This window comes from Streptomyces sp. NPDC020917, assembly GCF_044333795.1.
In the GTDB taxonomy this organism is placed as follows: Bacteria; Actinomycetota; Actinomycetes; order Streptomycetales; family Streptomycetaceae; genus Actinacidiphila.
This window is the reverse complement of the sequence record NZ_JBIRRR010000017.1, coordinates 63755-89742: the sequence shown is the minus strand read 5'-3', so window position 1 is coordinate 89742 and position 25988 is coordinate 63755. Positions and strand designations below refer to the sequence as shown.

General features: G+C 74.8%; 24 protein-coding genes. 11 read left to right on the top strand and 13 right to left on the bottom strand.

Annotated features, from left to right (window positions below; all coding sequences use genetic code 11):
* Positions 1-45 precede the first annotated feature (45 nt).
* Positions 46-1482 (top strand): amidase, encoded by a 1437-nt coding sequence (locus ACH4TG_RS29790; protein WP_398245655.1) that lies wholly within the window; start codon positions 46-48, stop codon positions 1480-1482.
* Positions 1483-1679: 197 nt separating this feature from the next.
* Positions 1680-2156, top strand: a complete 477-nt coding sequence (locus ACH4TG_RS29785) for a MaoC family dehydratase (RefSeq protein WP_398245654.1) — start codon at positions 1680-1682, stop codon at positions 2154-2156.
* Between the two features lie 61 nt (positions 2157-2217).
* On the opposite strand, the gene ACH4TG_RS29780 is transcribed toward ACH4TG_RS29785, so the two are convergent.
* Complete coding sequence (locus ACH4TG_RS29780) at positions 2218-2832, bottom strand: TetR/AcrR family transcriptional regulator (RefSeq protein ID WP_398245653.1); 615 nt, start codon at positions 2830-2832, stop codon at positions 2218-2220.
* 189 nt (positions 2833-3021) lie between these two features.
* Between ACH4TG_RS29780 and ACH4TG_RS29775 the strand changes: the two genes are divergently transcribed.
* Positions 3022-4236, top strand: coding sequence for a serine hydrolase domain-containing protein (locus ACH4TG_RS29775; protein WP_398245652.1), 1215 nt, complete (start codon positions 3022-3024; stop codon positions 4234-4236).
* A gap of 56 nt (positions 4237-4292) precedes the next feature.
* Here ACH4TG_RS29775 and ACH4TG_RS29770 read toward each other — a convergent pair whose 3' ends face one another.
* Complete coding sequence (locus ACH4TG_RS29770) at positions 4293-5441, bottom strand: acyl-CoA dehydrogenase family protein (RefSeq protein ID WP_398245651.1); 1149 nt, start codon at positions 5439-5441, stop codon at positions 4293-4295.
* Positions 5442-5517: 76 nt separating this feature from the next.
* Between ACH4TG_RS29770 and ACH4TG_RS29765 the strand changes: the two genes are divergently transcribed.
* Entirely contained in the window at positions 5518-6162 is a 645-nt protein-coding gene (locus ACH4TG_RS29765; protein ID WP_398245650.1) for a TetR/AcrR family transcriptional regulator, read from the top strand.
* A gap of 13 nt (positions 6163-6175) precedes the next feature.
* Positions 6176-6751: a DUF402 domain-containing protein gene (locus tag ACH4TG_RS29760; RefSeq protein ID WP_398245649.1), complete on the top strand. Its 576-nt coding sequence runs from the start codon at positions 6176-6178 to the stop codon at positions 6749-6751.
* Positions 6752-6811: 60 nt separating this feature from the next.
* Here ACH4TG_RS29760 and ACH4TG_RS29755 read toward each other — a convergent pair whose 3' ends face one another.
* The 5 genes from ACH4TG_RS29755 to ACH4TG_RS29735 all read right to left on the bottom strand — a co-directional run bounded on the left by ACH4TG_RS29755 (position 6812) and on the right by ACH4TG_RS29735 (position 13322).
* Positions 6812-7894 (bottom strand): zinc-binding dehydrogenase, encoded by a 1083-nt coding sequence (locus tag ACH4TG_RS29755; protein WP_398245648.1) that lies wholly within the window; start codon positions 7892-7894, stop codon positions 6812-6814.
* Positions 7895-8031: 137 nt separating this feature from the next.
* Positions 8032-9414, bottom strand: coding sequence for an aldehyde dehydrogenase family protein (locus ACH4TG_RS29750; protein ID WP_398245762.1), 1383 nt, complete (start codon positions 9412-9414; stop codon positions 8032-8034).
* Positions 9415-9571: 157 nt separating this feature from the next.
* Positions 9572-11812: a molybdopterin oxidoreductase family protein gene (locus tag ACH4TG_RS29745; protein ID WP_398245647.1), complete on the bottom strand. Its 2241-nt coding sequence runs from the start codon at positions 11810-11812 to the stop codon at positions 9572-9574.
* A gap of 162 nt (positions 11813-11974) precedes the next feature.
* Entirely contained in the window at positions 11975-12634 is a 660-nt protein-coding gene (locus tag ACH4TG_RS29740) for a TetR family transcriptional regulator (RefSeq protein WP_398245646.1), read from the bottom strand.
* A gap of 4 nt (positions 12635-12638) precedes the next feature.
* The gene (locus tag ACH4TG_RS29735; protein ID WP_398245645.1) at positions 12639-13322 is read right to left on the bottom strand and encodes a TetR/AcrR family transcriptional regulator; all 684 of its coding nucleotides are present in this window, start codon (positions 13320-13322) and stop codon (positions 12639-12641) included.
* Between the two features lie 161 nt (positions 13323-13483).
* Here ACH4TG_RS29735 and ACH4TG_RS29730 point away from each other — a divergent pair, with 161 nt between their 5' ends.
* The 5 genes from ACH4TG_RS29730 (at position 13484) to ACH4TG_RS29710 (ending at position 19108) form a co-directional block, all read left to right on the top strand.
* Positions 13484-14959, top strand: a complete 1476-nt coding sequence (locus ACH4TG_RS29730; RefSeq protein ID WP_398245644.1) for an MFS transporter — start codon at positions 13484-13486, stop codon at positions 14957-14959.
* 1 nt (position 14960) lies between these two features.
* Positions 14961-15662 (top strand): SGNH/GDSL hydrolase family protein, encoded by a 702-nt coding sequence (locus ACH4TG_RS29725; RefSeq protein ID WP_398245643.1) that lies wholly within the window; start codon positions 14961-14963, stop codon positions 15660-15662.
* Between the two features lie 69 nt (positions 15663-15731).
* Entirely contained in the window at positions 15732-17027 is a 1296-nt protein-coding gene (gene hmgA / locus ACH4TG_RS29720) for a homogentisate 1,2-dioxygenase (RefSeq protein ID WP_398245642.1), read from the top strand.
* Positions 17024-17770, top strand: a complete 747-nt coding sequence (locus ACH4TG_RS29715) for a GntR family transcriptional regulator (RefSeq protein ID WP_398245641.1) — start codon at positions 17024-17026, stop codon at positions 17768-17770. The genes hmgA and ACH4TG_RS29715 overlap by 4 nt, the downstream gene beginning before the upstream one ends.
* Before the next feature lie 78 nt (positions 17771-17848).
* Positions 17849-19108 carry a type ISP restriction/modification enzyme gene (locus ACH4TG_RS29710; protein ID WP_398245761.1) on the top strand — a complete coding sequence of 420 codons (1260 nt, stop codon included), beginning with the start codon at positions 17849-17851 and terminating at the stop codon, positions 19106-19108.
* Between the two features lie 306 nt (positions 19109-19414).
* Here ACH4TG_RS29710 and ACH4TG_RS29705 read toward each other — a convergent pair whose 3' ends face one another.
* Positions 19415-19678, bottom strand: coding sequence for a hypothetical protein (locus tag ACH4TG_RS29705; protein ID WP_398245640.1), 264 nt, complete (start codon positions 19676-19678; stop codon positions 19415-19417).
* 205 nt (positions 19679-19883) lie between these two features.
* Positions 19884-20717, bottom strand: coding sequence for an SGNH/GDSL hydrolase family protein (locus ACH4TG_RS29700; RefSeq protein ID WP_398245639.1), 834 nt, complete (start codon positions 20715-20717; stop codon positions 19884-19886).
* A 148-nt stretch (positions 20718-20865) separates the two neighbouring features.
* Here ACH4TG_RS29700 and ACH4TG_RS29695 point away from each other — a divergent pair, with 148 nt between their 5' ends.
* Positions 20866-22044, top strand: coding sequence for a DUF5925 domain-containing protein (locus ACH4TG_RS29695; RefSeq protein ID WP_398245638.1), 1179 nt, complete (start codon positions 20866-20868; stop codon positions 22042-22044).
* A gap of 19 nt (positions 22045-22063) precedes the next feature.
* Here ACH4TG_RS29695 and ACH4TG_RS29690 read toward each other — a convergent pair whose 3' ends face one another.
* The 4 genes from ACH4TG_RS29690 to ACH4TG_RS29675 form a co-directional block, all read right to left on the bottom strand.
* A complete protein-coding gene (locus ACH4TG_RS29690) occupies positions 22064-23245 on the bottom strand; it encodes an acyltransferase family protein (protein WP_398245637.1) in 1182 nt (393 codons plus the stop codon).
* A gap of 203 nt (positions 23246-23448) precedes the next feature.
* The gene (locus tag ACH4TG_RS29685) at positions 23449-23829 is read right to left on the bottom strand and encodes a GntR family transcriptional regulator (RefSeq protein WP_398245636.1); all 381 of its coding nucleotides are present in this window, start codon (positions 23827-23829) and stop codon (positions 23449-23451) included.
* A 25-nt stretch (positions 23830-23854) separates the two neighbouring features.
* Positions 23855-25027, bottom strand: a complete 1173-nt coding sequence (locus ACH4TG_RS29680) for a methyltransferase domain-containing protein (RefSeq protein WP_398245635.1) — start codon at positions 25025-25027, stop codon at positions 23855-23857.
* A 73-nt stretch (positions 25028-25100) separates the two neighbouring features.
* Positions 25101-25952, bottom strand: a complete 852-nt coding sequence (locus ACH4TG_RS29675; protein WP_398245634.1) for an esterase/lipase family protein — start codon at positions 25950-25952, stop codon at positions 25101-25103.
* Positions 25953-25988 lie beyond the last annotated feature (36 nt).

The window sequence follows — 25988 nt, the reverse complement described above, 5'->3', positions numbered from 1 at the left end:
GAGGATCGCGCCGAACGCACGGCGCACTGCGGCGAAGGGACGGCCATGGGCGAGTTGCACGATCTGACGGCGGTGGAGCAGGGCGCGGCGATCAGGGACGGCTCGCTCTCGCCGGTCGAGCTCACCGAGCACTACCTGGCCCGGATCGACCGGCTGGACGCCGCGCTGGGCGCGTTCGTCACCGTGACGCCGGAGATCGCGCGCAAGCAGGCCGCGGACGCCGAGGCGCAGGCGCTCACGGCCCGCCGCGAGGGCCGGGAGCTGTCGCCGCTGCACGGCGTGCCGGTCCCGGTCAAGGACCTCAACTTCGTGGCCGGCGTGCGCTGCACGCTGGGTTCCGCGGCCTACGCCGACCATGTGCCGGACACCGACGACCACGTGGTGACCCGGCTGCGCGCCGCCGGCACCGTCCTGCTCGGCAAGACCAACACCCCCGAGTTCGGCCTGCCCTGCTACACCGAGAACCGGCTCGCGCCGCCCGCCCGCACCCCCTGGGACCTGGAACGCTCCGCGGGCGGATCGAGCGGCGGCGCGGCGGCCGCGGTGGCCGGCGGCCTCGCGCCGCTCGCCCAGGGCAGCGACGGCGGCGGCTCGATCCGCATCCCCTCCTCGGTGTGCGGGCTGTTCGGCATCAAGCCCAGCCGCGGCAGGGTCAGTTCCGGCCCGATCCAGCACGACGTCAGCGGGCTCAGCACCTCCGGGCCGATCGCCCGCACGGTCGCCGACGCCGCGGCGCTGCTCGACGTCCTCGCCGGCCCCATGCCGGGCAGCCCCTACGGTGCGCCCTCGCTGCCGCCCGGTGAGACCTTCTCCGCCTGCGCCCGGCGCGAGCCCGGGGCCCTGAAGGTGGTGGCGCTGCCCGAACCGCCGGTCCCCGGAGTGGAGTTGCACCCCGACTGCCGGGCCGCGCACGACGCGGCGGTCGCGCTGCTCCGCGACCTCGGCCACCAGGTCGACGAGTTGGCGCTGCCGGTGGACGATTCGGTGCGGGACGCGTTCGGCACGGTGTGGGCGGTGATGGCGACGGTGTGGCCGGTCGCACCGCAGGACGAGGAGCGGCTGATGCCGCTGACCCGCCACCTGCGCGCGCTGGGCGGCGCGACGACCGGCCCGGGCTTCGCCAACGCGCTGTACGGGTTCCGCGCGCTCGGCCAGCTGATCGCCGACGCCCTGCTCGGCACGTACGACGTGATCCTGTCCCCTACGCTCGCCCAGCCCCCGGCGCCGATCGGCGCGCTGCGCCACGACGAGGACCCGGCGGCCGAGTTCGACGGTCTGGCGCATTTCACGCCGTTCACCCCGCTCTACAACGCGACCGGCCAGCCGGCGGTCAGCGTGCCGCTGCACTGGACCCCGCAGGGGCTGCCGATCGGCGTCATGCTGGGCGGGCGGTACGGCGACGAGGCGACGCTGATCTCGCTGTCCGCGCAGCTGGAGCAGGCCCGGCCGTGGGCGGAACGGCACCCTGAGGTGTGGCACTAGGGGGAGGGGGGACGGCCTCGCCCTGCGCACGGGGCCGACCCGTCGCCGGACCGAGCGCCGAGCCGACGCCGGGGCCTTCGCCCGGTGCGTCACCGCGCCGCTCCGCGCCGCGTTGACACGCACGGCCACCCGGAACCATGCTGAGCGGGCAGCCGAGCTGAGCAAGCGCTTGGAAACCAGACCCCGGAGGAGCCCCCATGTCGCAGGCCGTGCCGCAGCAGCCCCGCGTCTTCGCCTCGCTCGACGACCTGCGCGCCGCCGTCGGCGAGCAGCTGGGCTGGACCGAGTGGCTGGAGGTCGAGCAGAAGCGGATCGACCAGTTCGCCGAGGCGACCGGGGACCACCAGTGGATCCACGTCGACCCCGAGCGCGCGGCGGCCGGCCCGTTCGGCACCACCATCGCGCACGGCTACCTCACCCTGTCCCTGATCCCTTCGCTGACCCCGCAGCTGCTGCGGGTCGAGGGCGTGAAGATGGGTGTCAACTACGGCGTGAACAAGGTGCGTTTCCCCGCCCCGGTGCCAGTGGGCTCGCGCCTGCGGGCGACCGCCGTGGTGGCCGAGGTGACCGAGGTCGGCGGCGGGGTGCAGCTGGTGACCCGGGTGACGATCGAGCGCGAGGGCGGCGACAAACCGGTCTGCGTCGCGGAGACGGTCGCCCGCTTCTACCTCTGACGGCTCCCGCCTCTCGCGGCCCGCACTCCCCGGCCGGACACCGCGGAGCCGTCGCGGGGGCTCAGCCCGCCTGCCGCACCATCCGCAGCACGAGGTCGGCGTACAGCGCGCCGACCTCGTCCGGCGTCCTTCGGCCGTCCGGGTTGAACCAGCGGGCCACGTCGATGCACAGCGACAGCACGGCGAGGGTGGTCCCGGACACGTCGGGGACGTCGAACTCGCCGTCGGCCACCCCGTCCCCGATGATCGACCGGATCGCCTCCTCGCTCTGCCGGCGCAGGCCCACGATCTCGGTGTAGTGCTCGGGCGCCAGCGCGCCCAGCTCGTACTGCACCACGCGGCCGGTGGTGTGGTGCTCGGCGTGCCAGCGCACGAAGACCCGCACCGCGCCGGCCAGCCGCTCGGCCGCGGTGCCCTCGGCGTCCCGGGCCTCGGTCAGCATGGCCAGCGACCGCTGGTGGCCGACCTTGCTGATCTGGTAGAGCAGCTCTTCCTTGGTCTTGTAGTGGATGTAGAGCGCCGCCGGGCTCATACCGGCCCGGCCCGCGATGTCGCGGGTGGTGGTGGCGTGGTAGCCGCGTTCGGCGAACGCCTGGACCGCGGCGGTCACCAGCCGCCGGGCGGCGTCGGGGGTGATGTCGCCCCAGGCTTCGCCCGTTGCCGCCTCCGCACTCATCGCGTGCTCCTCCCAGCCGTTCCATTGTCAGGGTCACACCCTACCCGGAACCTGAGCAAGCGCTTAGATACCGAGTGGTCGCTTAGGCGGGTGGCCGTGCGGTCCCGGAACTACTCCCTCCAGCGGACGGCACCGGCCGCCTCCGGGTGTTGTGCGGAGCGGCGCCGGTCCGTCCGCAGATAGTGCAGCATGACGCGTACTCGTACGGCGCTGCTGTGCGCCGCCACCCTGCTCGCCACAGTCGCCGCGGTCCTGCCGGCCGGGGCCGCCGCGCACGCCGCCGGTCCCGGTGGCCGGAAGGGCTGCTCCGCCACCCCGGGCCCGCTGCGCGGCCGGGCCGCCCAGATCGCCGGCATCGCCCGCCGGGCCAGGCAGGACCTGCACCTGAACGCGGAGATCCTGCGGGTCGACTCCGGCCGGCGGGAGATCGTCACCCAGGCGCTCGGCCAGTCCATGACGAGCGTCCCGGCCCGGCCGGACATGCACTTCCGTTCCGGCTCGGTGGCCATCGCCTACATGGCGACCGCCCTGCTCCAGCTCGTCGACGAGGGCGCGGTCCGCCTCGACGACCCGATCTCGCGCTGGCTGCCGGACTTCCCGTACGCCCGCCGGATCACGCTGCGGATGCTGGGCAGCAGCACCACGGGCCTGCACGACTACGTCACCGACCCGGAGTTCCTGGCCCGGCTCGAGGCCGCGCCGTTCAAGCACTGGACCCCCGCCGAGCTGCTCTCCTACCCGCTCAGCCACCCGCTCTGGTACGCGCCGGGCACCAACTGGAGCTACTCGCACGCCAACTTCGTGCTGCTCGGCGCCGTCCTGGAGAAGATCACCGGAGTCCGCCTCGACCGGCTGCTGCAGCAGCGCGTGATGGGCCCGCTGGGGCTGCGGCAGACCACCAACAGCTACACGCCCGCGATCCCGGAGCCCGTGCTGCACGCCTTCACCTCGGAGCGCGGCACCTACGAGGAGTCCACCTTCTGGAACCCGTCGTGGACCACCGCGCCGGGCGCCGTGCAGACCACCGACATCTGCGACCTGGCGGTCTCGGCCCGCGCCATCGGCACCGGCGCCCTGCTCTCCCCGCGGGGCTTCAGGACCCAGCTGAACCCGGGCACGGTCGGTCTCGGCGGGCCCACGGACACCTGCCCCGCCACGGTCTGCGTGCACAACACCGAGGCCGAGCACTACGGCTTCGGGATCATCGTGGCGAACGGCTGGATCGTGGCGAACCCCTCGTTCAGCGGCTACGCGGCCATCCAGGCCTACCTTCCCGCGCAGCGGCTGTCGATCGCGGTCACCACCACCGAGACGCCCACCACCCCGCCCGGCAACACCGCCCAGGCCGTCGCCTCCCGCATCGCCGCGGCACTCGCCCCGGGACACCCGCTGCCCGCGGGCTGAGCCGCCCTCTCCGTCCGTCGTCCGGCCGCCGTCCGGCCGCCGTCCGGCCGCCGGGCTCAGAAGGCCGAGACGCCGGTCAGCGCGCGGCCGATGAGGAGCTTGTGGATCTGGCTGGTGCCCTCGTAGAGGGTCATCACGCGGGCGTCGCGCAGCAGCTTGCCGGCGGGGTACTCGTCGATGTAGCCGTAGCCGCCGAAGACCTGGAGGGCGTTGTTGGCGCAGCGCACCGCGGCCTCGCTGGCGTAGAGCTTGGCGACCGAGGACTCGGTGGCGAACGGCAGCCCGCGGTCGATCAGGTCGGCGACCCGCCAGGTGAGCAGCCGGGCGGCATCGACGTCCACGGCGATGTCGGCGAGCAGTTCCTGGACGAGCTGGCGTCCGGCGATCGGCGCACCGAACTGCTCGCGCTCGCCGGCGTATCCCACCGCCGCGTCCAGGCACGCCTGGGCGATGCCGACACAGCCCGCGGCGACCGACATCCGCCCCTTGGCGAGCGCCGACATCGCCACCGAGAATCCCTTGCCCTCGGGCCCGAGGAGGGCGGCGGCCGGCACCCGCACCCCGTCCAGGACGAGTTCGGCGGTCGCCTGGCCGCGCAGCCCGAGCTTCCCGTGGATCTCGCGCCGGGTCAGGCCGGGGGTGTCCGCGGGCACCAGGAAGGCGCTCACCCCGCGGTGGCCGGGGCCTCCGGTGCGGGCGAAGAGCAGCACGACATCGGCCCAGGTGCCGTTGGTGATGAACATCTTGCTGCCGGTGAGCACGTAGGCGTCGCCGTCCCGGACCGCGCGGGTGGTGAGGTTGGCGGCGTCGGAGCCGGTGCCGGGCTCGGTGAGGCCGAAGCAGCCGACCGCCTCACCGGAGGTGAGCCGCGGCAGCCAGGCGCGCTTCTGCTCCTCGCTCCCCCAGCGCGCTATCGACTTGGCGACAAGTCCCAGGGACACCGAGACGATGCCCCGCACCGAGGAGTCCCCGCGGCCGAGTTCCTCGGTGACCAGGCAGTACGCCAGGTGGTCGCCGCCGGACCCGCCGTACTCCTCGTCGACGGTCAGGCCCAGGAAGCCGAGCGCGCCGAGCTTCTTCACGATCGCCCGGTCGACGCTCTCCGCGCGGTCCCAGGCGGCGGCGTGCGGGACGACCTCGCGGTCGGTGAAGTCCCTGGCCAGCTGCTTGACGGCGGCCTGCTCCTCGGACAGCTCAAGGTTCACGGCAGCACCCGGGCCTTTCCACGACTTCGAAACTATCACCGCTAGTTTTTCGGCGGCAGCCTCTACTATGTGCCGCATGGCCCGCCCCCGCAAGCCCCTGCTCAGCCGCGACCGCATCGTGACGGCGGCGCTCGCGCTCATCGACGCGGACGGGCTCGCGGCGCTGTCGACCCGCCGGCTGGCCGCGGAGCTCGGGGTCAGCGGACCCTCGCTCTACAACCACTTCGCCACCAAGGACGCGATCCTCGACGCGGCCGCCGACCTGGTCGTGGACCAGGTCGACCTGTCGATGTTCGGCGACGGGCGGGACTGGCGGACCGCCCTGCTGGACTGGGGCCGCTCCTACCGCGCGGCGCTGGCCGCCCATCCGCACATCGTGCCGTTCCTGGCCGTCGGCCCCGGGCTGCGGCCGGCCGGCCTGCGGATGGCCGACGCGGTCTTCGGCGGCATGGTCGACGCCGGGTGGCCGCCCGCGCAGGCGACCAGGATCGGGGCGCTGATGCGGTTCTTCGTCACCGGTTCCGCGCTGGGCTCGTTCGCCGGCGGCTTCGTGGGCGACGCGGAGGCGTACGACCCCGCCGACTACCCGCACCTCGGGCAGGCGCACCTGCTCGCCCGCCACCCGGAGCGGGTGGACAACGCCGCCTTCGAGACCGGCCTGCGGGCGCTGGTGGACGGACTGGACCAGCAGTTCCGGGCGCTGGACGGCACCGCGGGCTGACAGGATGGCCCGCATGACGACGACGGGACAGGACACGGGACGGCAGGCGGGAAGCGACGGGCTGGTCCAGGTCGACTACCACAAGTACGACGGCAGCCTGCACTGGAACCTGCGGATGCGGCGGCTGGGCGAGGACGAGCACGGCGTGTGGCTCGGACTGCCGGCCAACAGCTCGATGCGCAAGGGCCACAACCCGGCGGTCCCGCTCCCCGAGGCGCACGTCATCCTCTTCCCGCGCGGCGACTGGTGGACCGCGGTGTTCAACGACGCGCCGCGCAGCACCGAGATCTACTGCGACATCACCACCCCGCCCGAGTGGCTGTCCCAGGACGCGGTGACCATGGTCGACCTGGACCTGGACGTGCTGCGCAAGCGCGGCGCCCCGCTGCCGGTCCTCGTCGACGAGGACGAGTTCGCCGAGCACCAGGTGCGCTACGGCTACCCGCCGGAGGTGGTGGCCGCGGCGCAGGACGCGGCCGACCGGCTGATGGCGGCGGTCGCCGCCGGCACCGGGCCGTTCGGCGGCGCCCACGCACGGTGGCTGGCGCTGGTCGGCGGGAGCGACCCGGCCGCGGAGCCGACGGCCTGACCGGGAACTGGCGGATGTGACCGGGCCCTGGCCGGCCGGCGCTCCTCGGGCCCGCGCGGCTCAGAAGACGACCAGGGCACGGCCGCCCCGGCCCGCCGTCATGGCCGCGAACGCGTCCGGAATGCCGTCGAGGCCGATCCGGTCGGTGACCATGGCGGACAGGTCGAGGCGGCCCGCCCGTACGTGCTCGGCGAGGACGGGGAGGTCCTGGGCAGGGTCGCAGTTGCCGTACACGCACCCCGACAACGTCCGGCCGAAGTAGAAGAGTTCCAGGGCCGTGAAGGTCACCTGCTGGTCCTGCCCGCCGATGCCCACGACGGTCGTCCGGCCGCCGCGGCGGGTGGACGACCAGGCGGTCCTGATGGTGTCGGCCCGGCCCACGCACTCGATCGCGACGTCGGCACCGTGCCCGCCGGTGAGCTTGCGTACCTGCCTGGCCGTGTCGTCGCCGGCCGCCAGGAAGTCGGTGGCGCCCGCGGCGAGCGCCAGTTCCTCCTTGCCGGGGGCGACGTCCACCGCGACGATCCGGTCCGCGCCGGCGATGCGGGCGGACTGCAGCACCGCCAGGCCCACCCCGCCGACCCCGTACACCGCGACCGACTCGCCGGGCCGCACCGCTGCCGAGTGGTGCACCGCGCCGTAGCCGGTGAGCACCGCGCAGCCCAGCAGGGCGGCGTCGGTCAGCGGTACGCCGTCGGGCAGCGGCAGCACGGCGCCGGCGGCGACCACGGTCTCCTCCGCGAACGCCGCGGTGCCCAGGCCCGGGTACAGCGCGCTGCCGTCGGCGGCCAGCGTGGCGTAGGGGGCCGCCGCGGCGGTGCCCGCGTTGGCGCACAGCCAGGGCTCGCCCAGCCCGCAGAAGTGGCAGGCGCCGCACGCCGGGGCCCAGTTGAGCACCACCCGGTCGCCGGGCGCGACATGGGTGACGCCCTCGCCGACGGACACCACCGTGCCCGCGCCCTCGTGGCCGAGCACGGCGGGCGCGGGCTGGCGCAGCGTCCCGTTGGACAGCGACAGGTCGGAGTGGCAGACGCCCGCGGCGGCCAGGCGCACCCGCACCTGGCCGGCGGCCGGTTCCGGAAGCTCGATGTCGGCGACGGTCAGCGGGGCGTTCACGGCGGGCAGGACGGCGGCGCGGACCACGGGGGCTCTCCTGGGGGATTGTTGACATGTCGGCTGGTCGACGAGTTGCCCGCGGAGCGAGCGCTCGGCGAGCGGGGTACGCGAGGGTCCGCGGGCCGCCGGGCCGCCGGGAGTCGGCCGCGGCCCGGCGAACCGCCTCAGAACTGGAGCGACTTGGTCTGCAGGTACTCTGCCAGGCCGTGCGGCCCGAGCTCCCGGCCGACCCCGGACTGCTTGTAACCGCCGAACGGGGCGAGGGGGTTGAACCGCCCGCCGTTGATGTCGACCTGGCCGGTGTCCATCCGGCGGGCGAACGCGACGGCGGTGTCCTCGTCGGCCGCCCACACCGCGCCGGCCAGGCCGTACACCGTGCCGTTGGCGATCCGCAGCGCGTCCTCCTCGTCCTGGTAGCGGATGAGGACCACGACCGGGCCGAAGATCTCCTCCTGGGCGACCGTCATCTCCGGCCGCACGTCGGCGAAGACGGTGGGCCGCACGTAGTAGCCGGCGGGCAGGCCCTCGGGGGCGTCGGGGCCGCCCGCGGCGATCCTCGCGCCTTCCTCGACGCCCTTGCGGATGTACCCGCGCACCCGCTCCCGCTGCTTGGCGTTGACGACCGGGCCGATGCGGTCGCCCGGCCGGTACTTGGCGGCGGCCGCGGTGGCGATCTCCACGGCCTCGTCGTAGCGGGCGTCGTCGACCAGCATCCGGGTCCACGCGCTGCACGTCTGGCCGGAGTTGGCGAAGACGTTGGCCACGCCGACGTTGACCGCCTTGGCGAGGTCCGCGCCGGGCAGGATCACGTTGGCGGACTTGCCGCCGAGTTCGAGGGCGACCCGCTTGACCGCGCCGCCGGCCGCGGCCCCGATCATCCGCCCGACGGCGGTGGAGCCGGTGAACGACACCAGGTCGACACCGGGGTGCTCGGCGAGCGCCTGCCCGGCGACCGGCCCGAGCCCGGTCACCAGGTTGAACACCCCCTCGGGCAGCCCCGCGTCGGCCAGGATCCCGGCGAAGAGCTGGGCGACCAGCGGGGTGTCCTCGGCCGGCTTGAGCACGACGGTGCAGCCGGCGGCGAGCGCGGGACCGACCTTCGCGACGATCTGGTGCAGCGGGTAGTTCCAGGGCGTGATGGCGCCCACGACGCCGACCGGCTCGTGCAGCACCCGCGAGTTGCCGATCCGCTCCTCGAAGGGGTGGTCGGCGGCGAGCGCGGCGTACGAGCCCATGACGGCGGTGGGCAGGTCGGTGTGGACGGCCGCGGCGAACGCGGGGGGCGCGCCGAGTTCGGCGGACACCGTGGCGGCGATCTCCTCCCGCCGGGCGGCCATCAGGTCGCGCGCAGCGGCCAGCACCGCGGCGCGCCGCTCGGGCGGCGTGGCGGCCCAGCCGGGCAGCGCCGCCCGGGCCGCGGCGACCGCGTCGTCCACGTCCTGGGCGCCGCCGGCCGCGACCTGCCCGAGGACCTGTTCGGTGGCCGGGTCGACGACGTCGATCCGCTCGCCCGAGGCGGCGGGCCGCCACCGGCCGCCGACGAACACCGCGTCGCGGCCCCGGTGGACGCGCGGGGTGCCGTCCGTCTGCTGCTCGTCCGTGCCGTCCGCCACCGTGCTGCCCTCCGAACCGTCGCCGCTCTGCTCCAGAGCCCAAACTAGCGCCGTTAGTTTTATGTGGCCAGGGGACGCCGGGTGCCGTGGGTCACCCGGCCGGCTCCACCTGGACGGGGAAGCCGTTGAGCACCGCGGTGCCCGACAGCGGGTCGAGCCGGGTGCCGTCCAGCAACTGGTTGACGTTGACGCCCGGTTCGCGGGCCGCCGCGGTCAGCCGGGTGCCCTCGCGGTCGTGGCCCCAGCCGTGCGGCAGGCACGCCACGCCCGGCCGCAGCGCGTCGGTGATCTCCACCGGCGCGGTGATCTCGCCCCCGTCGCCCTTGATCCGGGCGGTCGCGCCGTCGGTGAGGCCCAGCCGGGCCGCGTCCTCGGGGTGGATCTGCACGGTGCAGCGGTTGCTGCCGCCGGTCAGCGCCGGGACGTTGTGCATCCAGCTGTTGTTGGACCGCAGGTGCCGCCTGCCGATGAGCACCAGCGCGGGGGCCTCGGCGCCGGCCGCGACCGCTGCCCGCAGCCGCGGCACGTCGCCGGCCAGCGCCGCGGGCGCCAGCTCCACGGTGCCCGACGGGGTGCGCAGCACCTCGGGTATGCGCGGGCGCAGCGGGCCCAGGTCGATGCCGTGCGGGTGGCCCAGCAGGCGGTCGAGGGTCAGGCCCTCGGGGTCGGCGCCGAAGCCGTCGCCGTACGGGCCCAGCCGCAGCATCATGTCCAGCCGGCGCTCGTAGCCGGTGCGCCCGGTGAGCGCGGCGGCGAGTGCGGCCGCGTCGCGGTCGTGCACGGGCGAGTGCGGGTCGGCGGTCTCGCGGTCCAGCCGGCGCCGGATCGCCTGGTCGTCGACCAGCGCCGGGTCGGCGTCCGGACCGCCCTGCCCGAGCACGGCCAGGATCAGCCGCGCGAGGATCTCCGGCTCGTCGAGCGCGCCTTCGGCGAGCGGGACCGCGGGCGGGCTGTAGCGCACGGTGTTGCGCACCGCGAGCGTGGAGAACGCGAAGTCGTAGTGCGCGCTCTGCGCGGGCGGCGGCGGGGGCAGCACCACGTGGGCGTGCCGGGAGGTCTCGTTCAGGTACGGGTCGACGCTGACCATGAAGTCCAGCCCGGCCAGCGCGCGGTCGAGCCGGTCCCCGTCGGGCGTGGACAGGACGGGGTTGCCCGCGACCACGACCAGGGCGCGCAGCCGGCCCTCGCCGGGGGTGTCCATCTCCTCGGCGAGCATGGCGGCCGGCAGTTCGCCCTTGACCTCGGGCCGCCCGGAGACCCTGCTGTGCCAGCGGCCGGTGACGTAGGGCCGCCCGGGGCGGGCGGGCCTGGGCGCGCGGGCGGTCGCCGAGAGCGGGAACATCGCGCCGCCCTGCCGGTCCAGGTTGCCGGTGAGGGCGTTCAGGACGTCGACCAGCCAGCTCGACAGGGTGCCGAACTCCACCGCGGTGCTGCCCAGCCGCCCGTACACCACCGCCCGTTCCGCGGCGGCCAGTTCGCGGGCCAGGGCGCGGATCTCGCCGGCCGGGACCCCGCAGTGGGCGGCGACCGCCTCGGGCGCGAAGTCCGCCGCCAGGGCCCGCACCTCCTCGACGCCGCTGAGGTGGCCTTCCAGCTCCGCGCCCGGCGCCACCAGGTCCTCGGCGAACAGCACGTGGACCATGGCGAGCAGCAGCGCGGCGTCGGTGCCCGGCCGGGGCGCGACGTGCCGGTCCGCGGCCCTGGCGGTCCTGGTGCGGTGCGGGTCGACGACGACCAGCCGCCCGCCGCGCCGCCGCAGCGCCCTGAGCTTGCCGGGGTAGTCGGCCGCGGTGGCCAGACTCCCGTTGGACACCAGCGGGTTGGCGCCGATGAGCACCAGGTGGTCGGTGCGGTCCAGGTCTGGCACCGGGATGGCGTCGTGGTCGCCGAACATCAGCCCGCAGGACAGGTGCTTGGGCATCTGGTCGAGGGTGCTGGCGGTGAAGACGCTGCGGGTGCCCAGCGCCCCGATCAGCTGCCCGGGGTAGAGCCCGCCGGCGACGGTGTGGACGTTCGGGTTGCCGAGGAACACGCCGACGGCGGCGCCCCCGTACGCGCGGGTGACCGCGCCCATCCCCTCGGCGACCGCGGCGAACGCCTCCTGCCAGGTGGCCTCGGTCAGCCGGCCGCCGCGCCGGACCAGCGGCCGCCGCAGCCGGTCGGGATCGCCGTCGAGCTGCCCGAACGACGCGCCCTTGGGGCAGATGAACCCGGCGCTGAACACGTCCAGCGCGTCCCCGCGGGCGTGCGTGACCCGGCCCTCCTCGACGGTCAGCGTGAGACCGCAGGTGGCCTCGCAGAGCGGGCAGATGCGCAGAGCGGTTCGGGACATCGGTGACTCCCCTGGACGGTTTGCCGGCCGCGCCCGCACCTCCGGGCGTGTCGATGCCGACCCTACCCGCCGGTACCGACAACGCCACGGGTCCTGCACGGGTGCGGCGCGGACCCCGCCGAATCCGCGGACCCCGCCGAATCCGCCGGCGTCCCCGCGCCGCTACGGGCCGTCGGCCGGCGGGGGCGGCTCCGCGGACCGGTCCAGGACGGTGCCCAGGTAGGCGCGCAGCAGCGCCTTCGTCTCGGCGATCGCCCTCAAGTCGCCCGCCGGGTCGGTGCGGAACGCCAGTTGCAGCGCGGCGTCCGCGGCCTCCACCGCGACGACCAGCGCGAGGCGGAGCCGCGGGTCGCCGGGGTCGGCGGTCAGCCGGTCGCCGAGCAGCGCGGGCAGCCGGTCGGCGAGGTCCTCGTTGGTCTCGCCCGGGACCCCGAAGTCGACCAGCGCGAAGCCCGGCGCGGTGCGCTTCATCGCCGTGTACTCGTCGACGAGCACGTCGACCGCGCCGCGCCAGTCGGTGCCCGTGCCGGGCTCGGCCAGGCGGGCGGCGGCCCGGGCCACGAAGTCGTCGAGGTTGCGGTGGGCCAGCGCGTCGGTCATGGCCCGCTTGTCGGAGAAGAACCGGTAGACCGAGCCGATCGGCACCCCCGCCCGGGCGGCCACCGACCGCGTGCTCAGCCGCTCGTAGCCGCCCTCGTCCAGCTCCGCGGCGCACGCGTCGAGGATCCGGGCCAGCCGCTCAGTGCTGCGCTGCTGCACCGGGACGCGGCGCAGCGCGCCCTCGGGCGGCTGCGTGCGGGGCACGTGCGGGTGCGCGGGCACGGCCTCAGCCCTTGGCGGCGAGGGCGTCGAACATCTGCCGCAGCCCCGCCAGGGTCTCGGCCAGAGCCGCCCGCGGGTCCGCGGAGCGCACGACGGACATGGCGCTCTCGCTCAGCCCGCCGTAGAGCATCGACGCCAGCGGCTCCGCGGCACGCGGCGCGATGGCGCCGCGCCTGATGGCCCGGGCCACCCCGCGCAGTGTCAGCTCGCGGCAGTTGACGCCCAGCTCGTGCATCAGCTCCCAGCCGAGCGCGCCCGGCGCGTCGAGCAGGGTGATGCGCTGCACCCCCGGGTCGAGGGACGCCTCCAGATAGGCGCGGCTGCCCTCGTACACCGCCTCCCAGGGATCGTCGGCGACCGCGCGGTAGGCGGCGGTGATCCGCTCGTTGAGGTGGTCCTGCTCCCGCGCGTACACCGCGCTGAACAGCTGCTGCTTGCCGGAGAAGTGGTGGTACAGCGCGCCCTTGGTGACCCCGGCGCGGTCGCACACCGCGTCCAGCGAGGTGGCCGCGTAGCCGTCGGCGGCGAACAGCGCGCGGGCGGCGGTCAGCAGGTCCTCGACGGTGGCGTCGGAGCGCTCGCGCTGGCGGCGGCCGGCCGTCCCGGACGCCGCGCCGCCGGCGGCTGCCGCGGGGCGCCCGCCGGTCCGCCGTCCGCGGCTCTCGGTCGCTGTGCGCGGTGCTGCCACGGCCCCACCCTCCTGCTCGTACGGAATGCGTCTCCAGCGTAGCCAACGGCCGGCCCTTGACACCCACATACCTTCGGTATGTATGTTCCGTACCGTCAGTATGTTCCGTCTCCCACCAGGCAAGGACGGCCATGTCGTCACGGTCACCGTCATCGTCCTCAGTGCCCCCGTCGCCCCCCTCGCCCGGCTCACCCGCGTCACCCGCGTCACCCGCGGCCGCCCCGGCGGCGTCCGCCCCCGACCCGCAGGACCGGACCGGCACGGACGCCACGGGGGCCGTCCGCGCCGGTCTGGTCCTGCTGCTGACCGCCGGTGCCACCTTCGTCGCGTTCCTCGACACCACCGTGGTCAACGTCGCCTTCCCCGACCTGGCCAGGAGCTTCCCGGGCGACGGCGTCTCCGACCTGTCCTGGGTGGTCAGCAGTTACGCGGTGCTGTTCGCCGCGCTGCTGACCCCCGTCGGGCGCCTGGCCGACGCCTTCGGCCGCAGGCGGGTCTTCCTGGTCGCGCTCACCACCTTCACGGCGGCGTCGGCCCTCTGCGCGGCGGCCCCGGACCTCCCGTGGCTGGTCGCCGCCCGCGCCGCGCAGGGCGCCGCGGCGGCCGGCATGATCCCGGCGGCCCTCGGCCTGCTGCTGGCCGCCACCCCGCCGGCCGGCCTCGCGGCGGCCATCGGCGCCTGGGGCGCGGCGGGTTCGCTGGCGACCGCGGCCGGGCCGGCCCTGGGCGGCGTGCTCGTCGACGCCTTCGGCTGGCGCTCGGTGTTCCTGATCAACGTGCCGGCCGGCGTCCTGCTGATCGCCGCGGGACTGCGCGGGCTGCCCGAACGCAACGGCACGCAACGGCGGTTGCCCGATCCGCTGGGCACGGTCGCCTTCGCGGGCGGCATCGCGCTGCTCGTCCTCGGCCTCACCAAGGGCAGCGACTGGGGCTGGACGTCGGCCGCCACCCTGGGCACGTCGATCGGCGGTCCGGCCCTGGCGGCGGCCGCGCTCCTCAGGTCGTCCCGGCATCCGGCGCCGGCCGTGGAGACCGGGCTGCTCCGCAACCGCACCTTCGCGGTGGCCTCCGCTGCGGCCGCCTGCACGGGCGCCGCACTGTTCGCCTGGCTGCTGAGCAGCCCGCTGTTCCTCACCTCGGTCTGGCACTACTCGGTACTCAAGGCGGGCTTCGCGGTCACCCCCGGCGCCCTCACGTCCGCGGTGGCGGCGGTGGCGGTCGGCAGGCGCGCGCGGCCGCATCACCTGCCGTGGGTGGTGGGATCCTCGATGGCCGCGTTCGCGCTCGTGAGCGGCTGGATGTTCCTGCAACTCGGCGCGCAGCCCCGCTTCCTGGCGCTGTGGCTGCCGATGGGCCTGGTCGGCGGCGCCGCCTTCGGGGCCGCGCTGACCGCACTGTCCACGGCGGCCGCGACCTCGCTGCCGCCCCACCGGTTCGCCTCCGGCGTCGGGATGACCACGACGGCACGGCAATTGGGCGGCGCGCTGGGCGTGGCCGCCACCGGCGCGATCCTCGCGGCCCACGCCACGGGCGGGCCGCGGGCGTTCCGCGACGTCTACCTGGCCTGCGCGCTGATGGCCGCCGCCGCGGCGGCCATCGGGCCGGCCATGGCCCGCACCCTTGCGAAGGAGTCCTGAGATGAACGGCAGCACCCCACTTCCGTCCGGCCGCGCCGAGTACCCCGGGGAGGCGGCGGACCCGCACTGCCTGGGCGCGGGCGCGAGTGCGGACCTGCTGCGCGGCGCGCCGTGGACGCGCTTCGCGGTCGTCGGCGACAGCCTGGCCGAGGGCCTGGGCGACCCGCTCCCGGGCTACCGGTTCGCCTCCTGGGCGGATCGGGTGGCCGAGGCGCTGCGCGCGGTGAACCCCGGCCTGGAGTACGCCAACCTGGGCGTGCGGGGCCTGACCGCGGCCCAGGTGCGCGCCGGGCAGGAGGACGCGGCCGCCCGGTTCGCACCCGATCTGGTCTGCGTGGTCTGCGGCGGGAACGACCTGCTGCTGCCCAGCTTCTCGCCCGCCGTCCTGGAGAAGGAGCTGGACCTGCTCTTCTCCCGCCTGGCCGCCCCGGGCACCACCGTGTTCACCTACGCCCTCTCCGACGTCGCCAGGGCCGTGCCCGAGCTGCGCGGCGGGCCTCTGGACGCGGGCGTCGCGGTGCTCAACGACGTCACGCGGGCGGTCGCCGCACGCCACGGGGCGCTGGTGGTCGAGATGCACGGGCACCCGGCGTCCGGCGACCGCGACCTGTACAGCGCGGACCTGGTGCACTTCTCGGCCCGCGGGCACGCGGTGGCCGCGGCCACCACCCTGCGGGCGCTGGCGACCCGCGTGCCCGGCTAGCGGGGGGCTTGCCGTCCTGATTCCTATGGTTCAGCATAGGAATCAGGACGACAGGACGGGGAGCACCTCATGGGCGGCAAGGACCTGGCGTACTCGCCGGGCTTCGGCAACGAGCACAGCAGCGAGGCCGTCGAAGGCGCGCTCCCGGTGGGGCGCAACGCCCCGCAGCGGGCCCCCTTCGGGCTGTACGCCGAGCAGTTGAGCGGGACCGCGTTCACCGAGCCGCGCGCCCGCAACCGGCGCAGCTGGCTGTACCGCATCCGCCCCTCGGCGGCGCATCCGCCGTTCCTGCGCACCGGCAACGGCTCGCTGCGCAGCGCCCCGTTCCTCGACGTCGAGCCTGACCCCAACCGGCTGCGCTGGGGCCCGCTGCCGCTGCCGGAGGAGCCCACGGACTTCGTCCAGGGCCTGGTGACCGTGGGCGGCAACGGCGACGTGCTCCGCCGCGAGGGCATCGGCATCCACTGGTACGCGGCGAACCGGTCCATGGAGCAGCGGGTGTTCTCGTCCTCCGACGGGGAGTTCCTGATCGTGCCGCAGGCCGGCACCCTGCTGATCAGGACCGAACTCGGCGTGCTGCAGGCGGAACCGGGCCATGTGGCACTCATCCCGCGCGGGGTGCGGTTCCGGGTCGAGCTGCCGGACGGCTCCGCCAGCGGCTACGTCTGCGAGAACTACGGGCAGCCCTTCCAGCTCCCCGACCTCGGCCCGATCGGCGCCAACGGCCTCGCCAACGCCCGGGACTTCCTCGCCCCGGTCGCGGCGTACGAGGACCGCGACGAGGAGACCGAGGTGGTCAACAAGTTCGGCGGCAACCTGTGGGCCGCGCTCTACGACCACTCGCCGCTGGACGTGGTGGCCTGGCACGGCAGCCACGTCCCGTACCTGTACGACCTGCGCAGGTTCAACGTGCTGGGGTCGATCAGCTACGACCACCCCGACCCGTCGATCTTCACCGTGCTCACCTCGCCGTCGGACACCCCTGGCCTGGCCGGCGCCGACTTCGTGGTCTTCGCCCCCCGCTGGCTCGTCGGCGAGGACACCTTCCGGCCGCCGTACTTCCACCGCAACGTGATGTCGGAGTTCATGGGCCTGGTCGAGGGCGCGTACGACGCGAAGGCCGAGGGGTTCGTCCCCGGCGGCGCGTCCCTCCACAACATGATGTCCGCGCACGGCCCGGACCGGACCACGTTCGACCGGGCCAGCAGCGCCGAACTGGTGCCGCAGAAGGTCGACGACGGCCTGGCGTTCATGTTCGAGACCCGCTGGCCCGTGGTGCCCACCGAGTTCGCCCTGACGGCGGACCACCGGCAGCAGGGGTACGACACGGTCTGGGAGGGGCTCGAGAGACACTTCCGGCTGTGAACGCCTTCGCCCCCGACTCGCTGGTCCTGAACCGCAAGCTGCCGCTGTGGTACCAGGTCTCCCAGTCGCTGCGCGCCTCGATACTGGGCCGGCACCCGGACGCCCCGCTGCGCCTGCCCACCGAGGACGACCTCGCCCGCCACTACGGGGTCAGCGTGCTCACCATGCGCCAGGCCCTCAAGGAACTGGAGGACGAGGGGCTGATCAGCCGCCACCGCCGGCGCGGCACCTTCATCGAGCCGGGGGCGCAGCGCGGCGCCCCGGTCAAGCTGCTCGGCTCGGTGGACGCCATCGTCGCGCAGCAGTCGGGCGGGCGCACCACGGTGCTCGGGCACGGCCCCCAGCCGCTGCCCCCGGAGGCCGCCGAGCACTTCCCCGGCCTCACCGAGGCGACGGCCTACCGGCGGCTGCGCTGCGACGAGCAGGGCGAGCCCACCAACTGGGCCGAGAACTTCGTGCGTCCCGACCTCGGCGCCCGCATCGACGTCGCCGACCTGGAGCGCTGGCCGATGACCAAGGTGCTGCGGGACGCCCTGGGCGTGCGGATCAGCCGGATCACCGACACCGTCGAGGCGAGGCTGGCCGATCCGGAGACCGCCAGGCTGCTCCGGGTGCCGCTGCTCAGCCCGATACTGCACTACACCGGGGTGACCTACGACGAGTCGGGACGGGTGGCGGACCTGGTGCGCATCCACTACCGGGGCGACCGCTTCTCGTTCACCGTCACCATGGAGGCGCCCTGATCCGGGGCCGGGGTGCCCTGGAGGGACGCCGATCCGGGCCGGCGGATCCGTGGAGGGGCCGGGGTGCCCGTCAGTAGCATGCATGCGGTGAGCGACGACGCGCCTTTGCTGCACGACCTGATGCCCTGGGCGGTGCGCCCGCTGCGGATCGGCCGTGGCTGGCCGATGGCTCCGGAGCCGGCCTGCCTGCGGGCCCGCTGGGCCCTGCTCACGGCCGCGCCCGACGACGCGGCCCGCGGCGCGCTGCTGCACGCCAGCAGGGCCCGCGGCCTGCGCACCCCGGTCGCCCAACTGCCCGGGCACCGCACACCCACCACCGCGCTGGCCCGCGAGGACGGGCCGTGCCCGGAGCCGGTACGGGTGCAGCACGGCGCCTTCGACCGGCAGTGGCTGATCCCCGACCACCGGCTCATCGACGCGGCCCGGCCCGAGCTGTGGCGGGTGGCCGACGACCGGCAGGTGTTCGTCGTCGAGCAGGCGCATCTGCCGGAGGTGCGCGAACCCGCCCTGTCCTTCTCCGCGTTGCTGCCCGACGGCCGCTCCCCCGCCGGCCGGCCGGGGTGGATACGCCCGCTGTTCCGCCGGCCGGGCGGCCGCGACCCCAACCTCGCACCTGGCCTGACCGGTTGGCTGGCGGCCCGCCTGGGCACCCCGGTGGCGCCCGAGGACGTCCTCGCCTGGATCGCCGCGGCCGCCCGGCCGGGCCCGGGCGGCTGCACCGTGCCGCTGCCCGACGGCCCCGAGGTGTGGCGGGACGGACTGGCCCTGGGGGCACGGTCGTTGTGGCTGCACACCGGGGGCGAGCGGGCGGCGGACCCGGACGGCGGCCGGGAGGAGGGGCGGCCGCGCCTGCCGGGCGGGAGCCGCCCCTACGTCCGCTCGCCGCTGCCCGCCGTGCCGCGGCCCGGGGAACTCGCCTACGACGCCGAGGAAGGGGCGCTGCGGATCGGCGAGGGCCTCGTGGCGCCCGTCTCCCCCGGCGCCTGGGAGCTGACCGCGGGCGGTGTGGGCGTGCTGGAGCAGTGGTACGAGCGCCGCGCCGACCCGGGCGCCCCCGGCACCCTGGAGGCGCTGCGCCCCGCCACCTGGACGCGGGCGGTCACCTCGGAACTGCTGGAGCTGATCAGCCTGGTGACGCTGTTGTCCGAACTGCGCGCGGAGATCGCGGAGTTCGCCGAGCGGTTGGCGCACGTGGGACGTCCCGGTGCCGGTACGCGGGACGGGGCGGGCGGCCTGCGCGGCGCGGGCGTGCTGCCGGTGCCGGCGGCGCGACGCCGGCCCGCCTCGGTGCTGGAGCACCGCGAGGAGGGCCCTGAGGGGCAGTTCGCGCTGGTGTGAGGTCGCGGGTGCCGCAGGTGCCGGACGCGGGGTGCAGGGTGGGTGCCGGGTGACGGCGGCCCCGGCCGGGTGGGTGGGTACCGGGGTGCGCCGGCCCGGATCGCGGCCGGGGTGCGGGGCGGGGAGTCCTGGTCGTGCGCGCGGCCTTCGCCGCGGCTGTCCTCGAAGTCGTCGTCGTGGTCGCGGCGTTCCTGTTCGCGGTCGCCGGCTCCGGCGGGGAGGTGGCCGGAGACGGGGACGCGGAACGGGCACGTCGCGACCGGACGTGCGAGCGGCGGGGCGCCGCGGTTCAGCGGGTCGTGGCGGTCAGCCGCGGTTGCCGAACAGCGAGCGCCGCAGCCTGCGCAGCGGGGCGAACAGCGAGACGCGCGCACCGCGATTGGCCTTGGTGTGCGGGGTGTTGCGCGAGGTCAGCTCACGCATGAGCACCGTCGCCTCCTCCGCCTGGCGCTGCGGGACGGCGGGCCCCGACAGCACCGCGAGATGCCGGTCCAGGCGTGCACTGGACGCGCTGGTACCGCAGTTGATGGCAGGCACTCGCGGCCTGCTCGGCATCGCTATCTGTTCCATGACTCTCCCCACCCTGTCGAGGACACCCCGGCACGGGCAGGGTAACCCTATCGCCCCATCACGTCACGCGTGCATCCCCAGCCGTCTCCCACGCCGGATTCACCTTCTTTTTAAGGCTGTTGACAACTCTGCGAGAGTTCCGGGCCCTTCGCGCGGAGCCGCGCCGCGGTGCCGCGCACGGCCCGGGAACGACACGCGCCGCAGGTCAGGCGGCAGCCGCGAGGGCGGGCAGGTAGCCACCCGACTGGCCGGCGGCGGTCGGGTGGTACGACTCCGGGAGCGGCAGGGTCACGCTGTGCAACCAGGGCGTGTTCGAACACAGTTCGTGCCCGCCGAACCTCGCGCGCACGTCCGCGAAGGCGAAGCCGTGGTCGGCGGCGCGTTTGGCGATCACCCCGTCCAGGTCGTCGGCCGCCGCGTCGACGGCCTTGCGCGAGGCGTCGCCGATCCCCAGGAGGCAGTCCCCCGGCACCTGGTACAGGTGCGGGTAGCCGAGGACCACCACGCGGGCGTGCGGCGCCTTGGCGTGGATCGCCGCGTAGGCGGCGTCGAGCAGGGCGGGCAGGCCGGTGTCGACAAAGCGCCTTGCCTGCGCGACGCGGGCCAGGCAGGTCGCTTCGGAGTGGAGCACACAAGTCGTCATGACGTCCGAGAAGCCGGCGTCGTTGCCGCCGGCGCTCACGCTGATCAGGGTCGTCGCGGCGTTCACCGGCCCGAGCTGCTTCGCGGCCACGTCCCGGGTCGACGCCCCCGCGCAGGCGGTGAAGGCGAAGGACGTGGGCGCGTGCGCGGCGGCCCACAGCGCCGGATAGGCGCGGCTGCTCCGCTTGCACGCCCCGGAGGCCCCGTCGTAGCCGCCGGCGCCCAGGCCGCTGGAGTAGGAGTCGCCGAGCGCGACGTAGCGCTGCCCCGCCGCCTGCGCCTGGCCCGTTCCGGCGACGGAGAGCACCGATGAGAGCAGCAGCGCGAACAGGACTGACAGGCGGGAGAGCGGGGAGGCGAGGAGACGTGGCGGCGGTGCGAGGCGGCGGGATGGCATGGGTCCTCCGGGTGCCCGGTGAGTGATGCCGCGTACCTGTCCGCACGCATGTGCCCGCAATCCGCCCGTACGGTGGATTCGCCCGGCCCGGCGGCTGACGCGGCCGAGGCGGAAAAGCGCTGGGCGAATCGCGACCCGGTGCCGGATCATGGGGCCCATGTCCGTGACACCGGAGAAGCCGAGGAGGCCCGTGCCGCCCACCTCCCGCAGCAGGCAGAGCAGGCCGTCGGCGCAGGCCGCGGAACCGCAGGACCCCTACCGCGTCCTGCCCGTCCACCTGCGCCTCGACGACAGCGACTCGCCGTCCGACGTCATCGACGCCCTGTTCCTGAGCCGGTTCACCACCGGGGAGCAGCCGTTCGCGCGGGGCGCGTCGCTGGACACCGTCAAGTCGGGGCTGACGCTGCTGCCGCCGGACGCGGCGGTGCTCCGCCAGGCGCGGGACAAGGACCGCAGCGCCATCCTCGCCGAGGGCGAGGGCTGGACGGTCCTGATCTCCCGGTGGAGCCGCGGCGCGGACGTCACGGTCGCCGCCGTCACCGACGAACTCGCCGAGCGCGTCCTGCACTCCGCGGTCGACGACGCCGAGGACGAGCCGGAACCGCAGCCCGAGGCCGTCACCATGGGCTTCTGGTACGTCTCGCCGCGCCGCGGCCCGTACCGCACGACCCGCCAGATCTCCGCCGCCACCTGGGAGGAGCTGCGGGGCAACTACACCGCGCCCGTCGCCGACGCGATGGACCACCTGATGAAGCTGACCGCCGACGACGTCACCGGCCGGCTGCTGCTGCTCCACGGGCCGCCCGGCACCGGCAAGACCTCCGCGCTGCGCACCCTGGCCCGCTCGTGGCGCGACTGGTGCCAGGTCGACTGCGTCCTCGACCCGGAGCGGCTGTTCAACGACGTCGGCTACCTGATGGACATCGCCATAGGAGAGGACGAGGCCACCGGCGGCCGCTGGCGGCTGCTGCTCCTCGAGGACTGCGACGAGCTGATCCGCGGCCAGGCCAAGCACCAGGCGGGGCAGGCCCTGTCCCGCCTGCTCAACCTGACCGACGGGCTGCTGGGCCAGGGCCGCAACGTCCTGGTCGGCATCACCACCAACGAGGACCTGGAGCGCCTCCACCCCGCGGTGGTCCGCCCCGGCCGCTGCCTGGCGCGGATCGAGGTCGGCCCGCTGACCCGCGCCGAGGCCGTGTCCTGGCTGGGCACGAGCGAGGGCGTCGGGCGCGACGGCGCCACCCTGGCCGAGCTGTACGCGCTGCGCCGCGGGAGCTCCGCGACCGTGCCCGCCCCCGCCCGGGCGGCGGACGGCCTCTACCTGTGAGGCCCGCGCCCGGCGGCCCTTACGCGAGCCAGGCCTTGAGGCGGGACGCCGCCGGGCGTTCGACGAAGCGGTGGACCAGCCAGGCGGCCGTGAGCATCACCGCCACCAGGACCGCGATCAGGACGAACGCGTTGACCTGCCCGTGCGTGTGCCGGATCACCTCCCAGCCGATGTCCTCGTGCAGCAGGTACAGCGGGTACGTCAGGGTGCCGGCCACGCCGAGCACGCGCCAGTTGAAGAAGTCCAGCCGGCCCAGCGCGGCGGCCAGCATCAGCACGTAGAACAGCGTGACGATGGCCAGCGCTATCCCCCACGACAGGCCCCCGCCGACGGACTGGTCGGCGTCCGAGACGAGTTGGGCCAGCGAGTCCTGGGCCATCAGCCAGGACATGCCCAGCATGAGCCACAACTCCGGGCGCCCGGTGCCGAAGCGGCCGATGAGGTGGATGAGGATGCCGCCGACGAAGAAGGGGGCGTACTCCGGTACCGCCAGCAGGTTCACCAGATCGAGGCCGGCGCTCGGCGCGAGGGCCGCGGCCAGCAGCCAGGCGGCGCAGAAGAGGACGACGCGCCGGTAGGTCAGGCCGGCCACCGCGATGATCGCGAACAGCAGGTAGAAGCGCAGCTCCACCCACAGCGACCAGTAGACGCCGTCGACGTCCCGGGCGCCGATGGGCTCCTGCAGCATCGTGAAGTTGGTGAGGATGTCGTTCGGCTTGCCGTCCCAGCCGCCGGGGCGCAGCAGCAGGACCGCCGAGGTGGCGGCGACACCGAACCAGTACGCCGGGTACAGGCGTATGAAGCGGGACACCGCGAACTGCCGCGGCGTGCGCCCCCAGCAGGACAGGCAGATCACGAACCCGCTGATCAGGAAGAACAGTTCGACGCCCAGCCAGCCGTACACGGCGGCCGCGTGGGCGGTGGGGAAGACCGACGCGGTGGAGGCGCCCCAGGGCGAGCGGAACCAGTCGTCGTAGCCCATGTAGTGGTAGCCGACGACCATCAGCGCGGCGACGAGCCGCAGCCCGTCCAGGACGTGCAGCCGCTTCGCCGACCGGGGTCTGCGGCCCTGCCCTGCGCCGGCGGCGGTCCGTGAGCCCGTCTCGTGCGGAGCACCGGGAGGCGGTGGGGCGGTCGGAGCCGCCACCGCGACCGTGGCCGGATTGCTTCGCGTCACGTCCTCACGGACAACGTCACTCATAATGCGCTGGTGCCTCCTGTAGGGGGTGGGGGCCGCCGGTGGACGGCAGGGCAGACGTCGTGTTCCCCGACAACTCTCAGAGATGCACCTTGCCGGTGAACTGTGGAATTCGCCACCTCTGGCCCCGCAAGCCCCACCATCACCGAGCAAGCCGCCCCATACCAGGCATAACTGGACAGACGCGGGCGGAGCCTGGCCGCCCGTCAGGCCGGGGTGTCGCCGTAGGCGGCGCGCAGCGCCTCCTCGACGGCGGCCAGGGCACCGGCCCGGTCCAGGCCGAGCCGGCGGGCGCGCTCCACGAAGGCGGCCGCCGCCGCGGCCACCTCGCGGGCCCGGGCGTCACCGGCCGCGATGTACGTGCCGTGCCGCCCGCGGGTCTCGATCACCCCGTCCTCCTCCAGGGCCCGGTACGCCTTGGCCACCGTGTTGGCGGCGAGCCCGAGCTCCTCGGCGAGGCCCCGGACGGTGGGCAGCTTGTAGTGGACGGGGAGGCGGCCGGCGCGCGCCTCCTCCGCGATCTGCCCGCGCAGCTGCTCGTACGGAGCGGTGGCCGCCTCGGGGTCGATGGTGATCTTCAGGCTCATGTCCGGATCCTGGCACAGCCGCGGGCTACAGGGGCCTCATCCGGCCGGGTCCCGCCGGGTCGTGGGCTATGGAGTCGCCCGGCTCGTGGAGGTGGAGGACGAACGGCCGGCCGGCCCGGTACGCCTCCAGGCCCGCACGGCCGTAGGCCACCATGTCCCGCGGCAGGTCGTCCAGCGGGTACCAGCCGATGCCCGCGCACTTGTCCGGCTCGCGATTGACCGGTTCCGGGGAGCCCTCGGGCAGGTCCGCGGCGAAGAACCAGCCGATCCTGGACTCGCCGTGCGGCGCCCGGTGCTGCATCACGACCACCGCCTCGAGGTCGCCGGGGGCCAGCTCGACCCCTGTCTCCTCGCGCGCCTCGCGGATCATGCCGCTCCTGACGTCCTCGCCCGCCTCCAGATGCCCCGAGGGGACGCCGAGCAGCCCGTCGGCGTACCCGGTGCCCGCCCTGCGGCCGAGCAGGATCTCGTCGCCGCGCCGCAGGATGAGGTGGACGTCGACGATCTCGGCGTGCCGCCGGGGCGCGGCGGGCCTGATCACCGCCGCGTACCGCTCGTCGCCGACCGCGCGACCCCACAACTCCTCGGCGTGGCCGAGCTGTTCGATCCGGGTCACGCCGCCGAGCGGGGCGGCCAGCGCGGCGAGGGTGTCGGCGGGGATGCCCACCGGGTCGGCCGTGCCCCAGCGGCCTTCGACCAGGACGAGCCGGCCGCCCGGCCGCAGCAGCCCCGCCCAGCGGCGCAGCGCGCTCTCAGGTTCCGGCAGCGCCCACAGCAGGTGCCTGACGAGCACCGCATCGTAGGCGCCCGCGGCGACCGGCGGCAGGGCGGCGTCCCCGACGAGCACCCGCGCCCCGGTGCCGCTCAGCTTCTCCCGGGCCCGCTCGGCCATCCGCTCCGACCGGTCGAGGGCGGTCACCCGGTGGCCCTGCCCGGCCGCGAGCAGCGCGAGGCTGCCCGTGCCGCACCCGAGGTCGAGGACGTCGGACGGCTCCGCGGGCAGCCACGAGCGCAGCCGCGCCGCCCAGGCGTCGCGGACCCGTGGATCGCGCAGGCCGTGGTCGGGCTCGTCGTCGAAGTGCGCGGCGGCGTCGTCCCAGTAGCGGCGGCCGTCCTCGCCGGCGCCGGTGGCGGACCGGGACGCGCCGCCGGCGTCGGCGGGGTGGTCGGTGGTGTCGGTGCGGCGCTCGGCGGTCATCCGGGAAGCCTGTCACCCGGCACTGACAGCACGGCCGTTCACCAGGTCGGCTCGCGGACCACCCCGCCGCGGGCTAGCTGAGCGCCGACAGGCACGTGGTCCGCGTCGCGTGCGCGGGATCGAGGGCGTTCGCCGCCTCGTGGAAGGCGATGCGGTCGGTCAGCCCGATGGCCACGTGCTCGGAGACGTCGAGGGGGCACAGGTCCTGCAGCACCACGTTGTGCACGTCCGGCCCGGACAGCGCCTGGGTGGTGTACGGGGTCACGACCTCGTCGTAGATCGTCGAGATCACCGTGTAGTGCACGCCGGGCACGGTGTCCCCGCCCGCGTTCAGCTGCTGCTGGAAGGACGATCCGGCGACCTGGTCCGCCAGCCCGGGAAGCCCGGCCTGGAGGAAGGCCGAGGCACCGGGGAAGTACGGCAGCAGCGCGGTCAGCCCGTCCAGGGTCGTCCCGTGGTTGTCCGGCGCCAGGCCGACCAGGGCGTTCACCTTGGCCGCCCCGCCGAGGAACTTCAGGTAGTACCGCGGCATCATGCCGCCCTGGGAGTGGCCGACGATGTCGACCTTGGCGGCATGGGTGGCAGCGAGGACCCGGTCGGTGAAGTCCGACAACTGCTGGGCGGAACCGGCGATCGGGCCGAGCCCGCCGATGAGCGACTCCCCCGGCAGCATGCCGTAGTCGAACGAGAAGACGCAGTACCCGCGCGCCTCCAGGTACGGGGCGAAAGCGAGCCAGTTGTCGGTCCCGTTCGCGAAGGTGCCGTGCACCAGCACGACAGGGCGCGGGTGTTGGGCCGAGGGGCGGCAGGAGAAGTCGTTCCATCCGCTGGACGGCGCGGAGGCGGCCGACGCGGCGGTGGGGACGACCGCCGTCGCGGTCGCCAGGCAGAGCGCGGCCAGGAGCCGTCGCCAGGGCAGCCTCATGTGATCTCCTCGCAGGTCGGAAGGGGGTCGCAACAC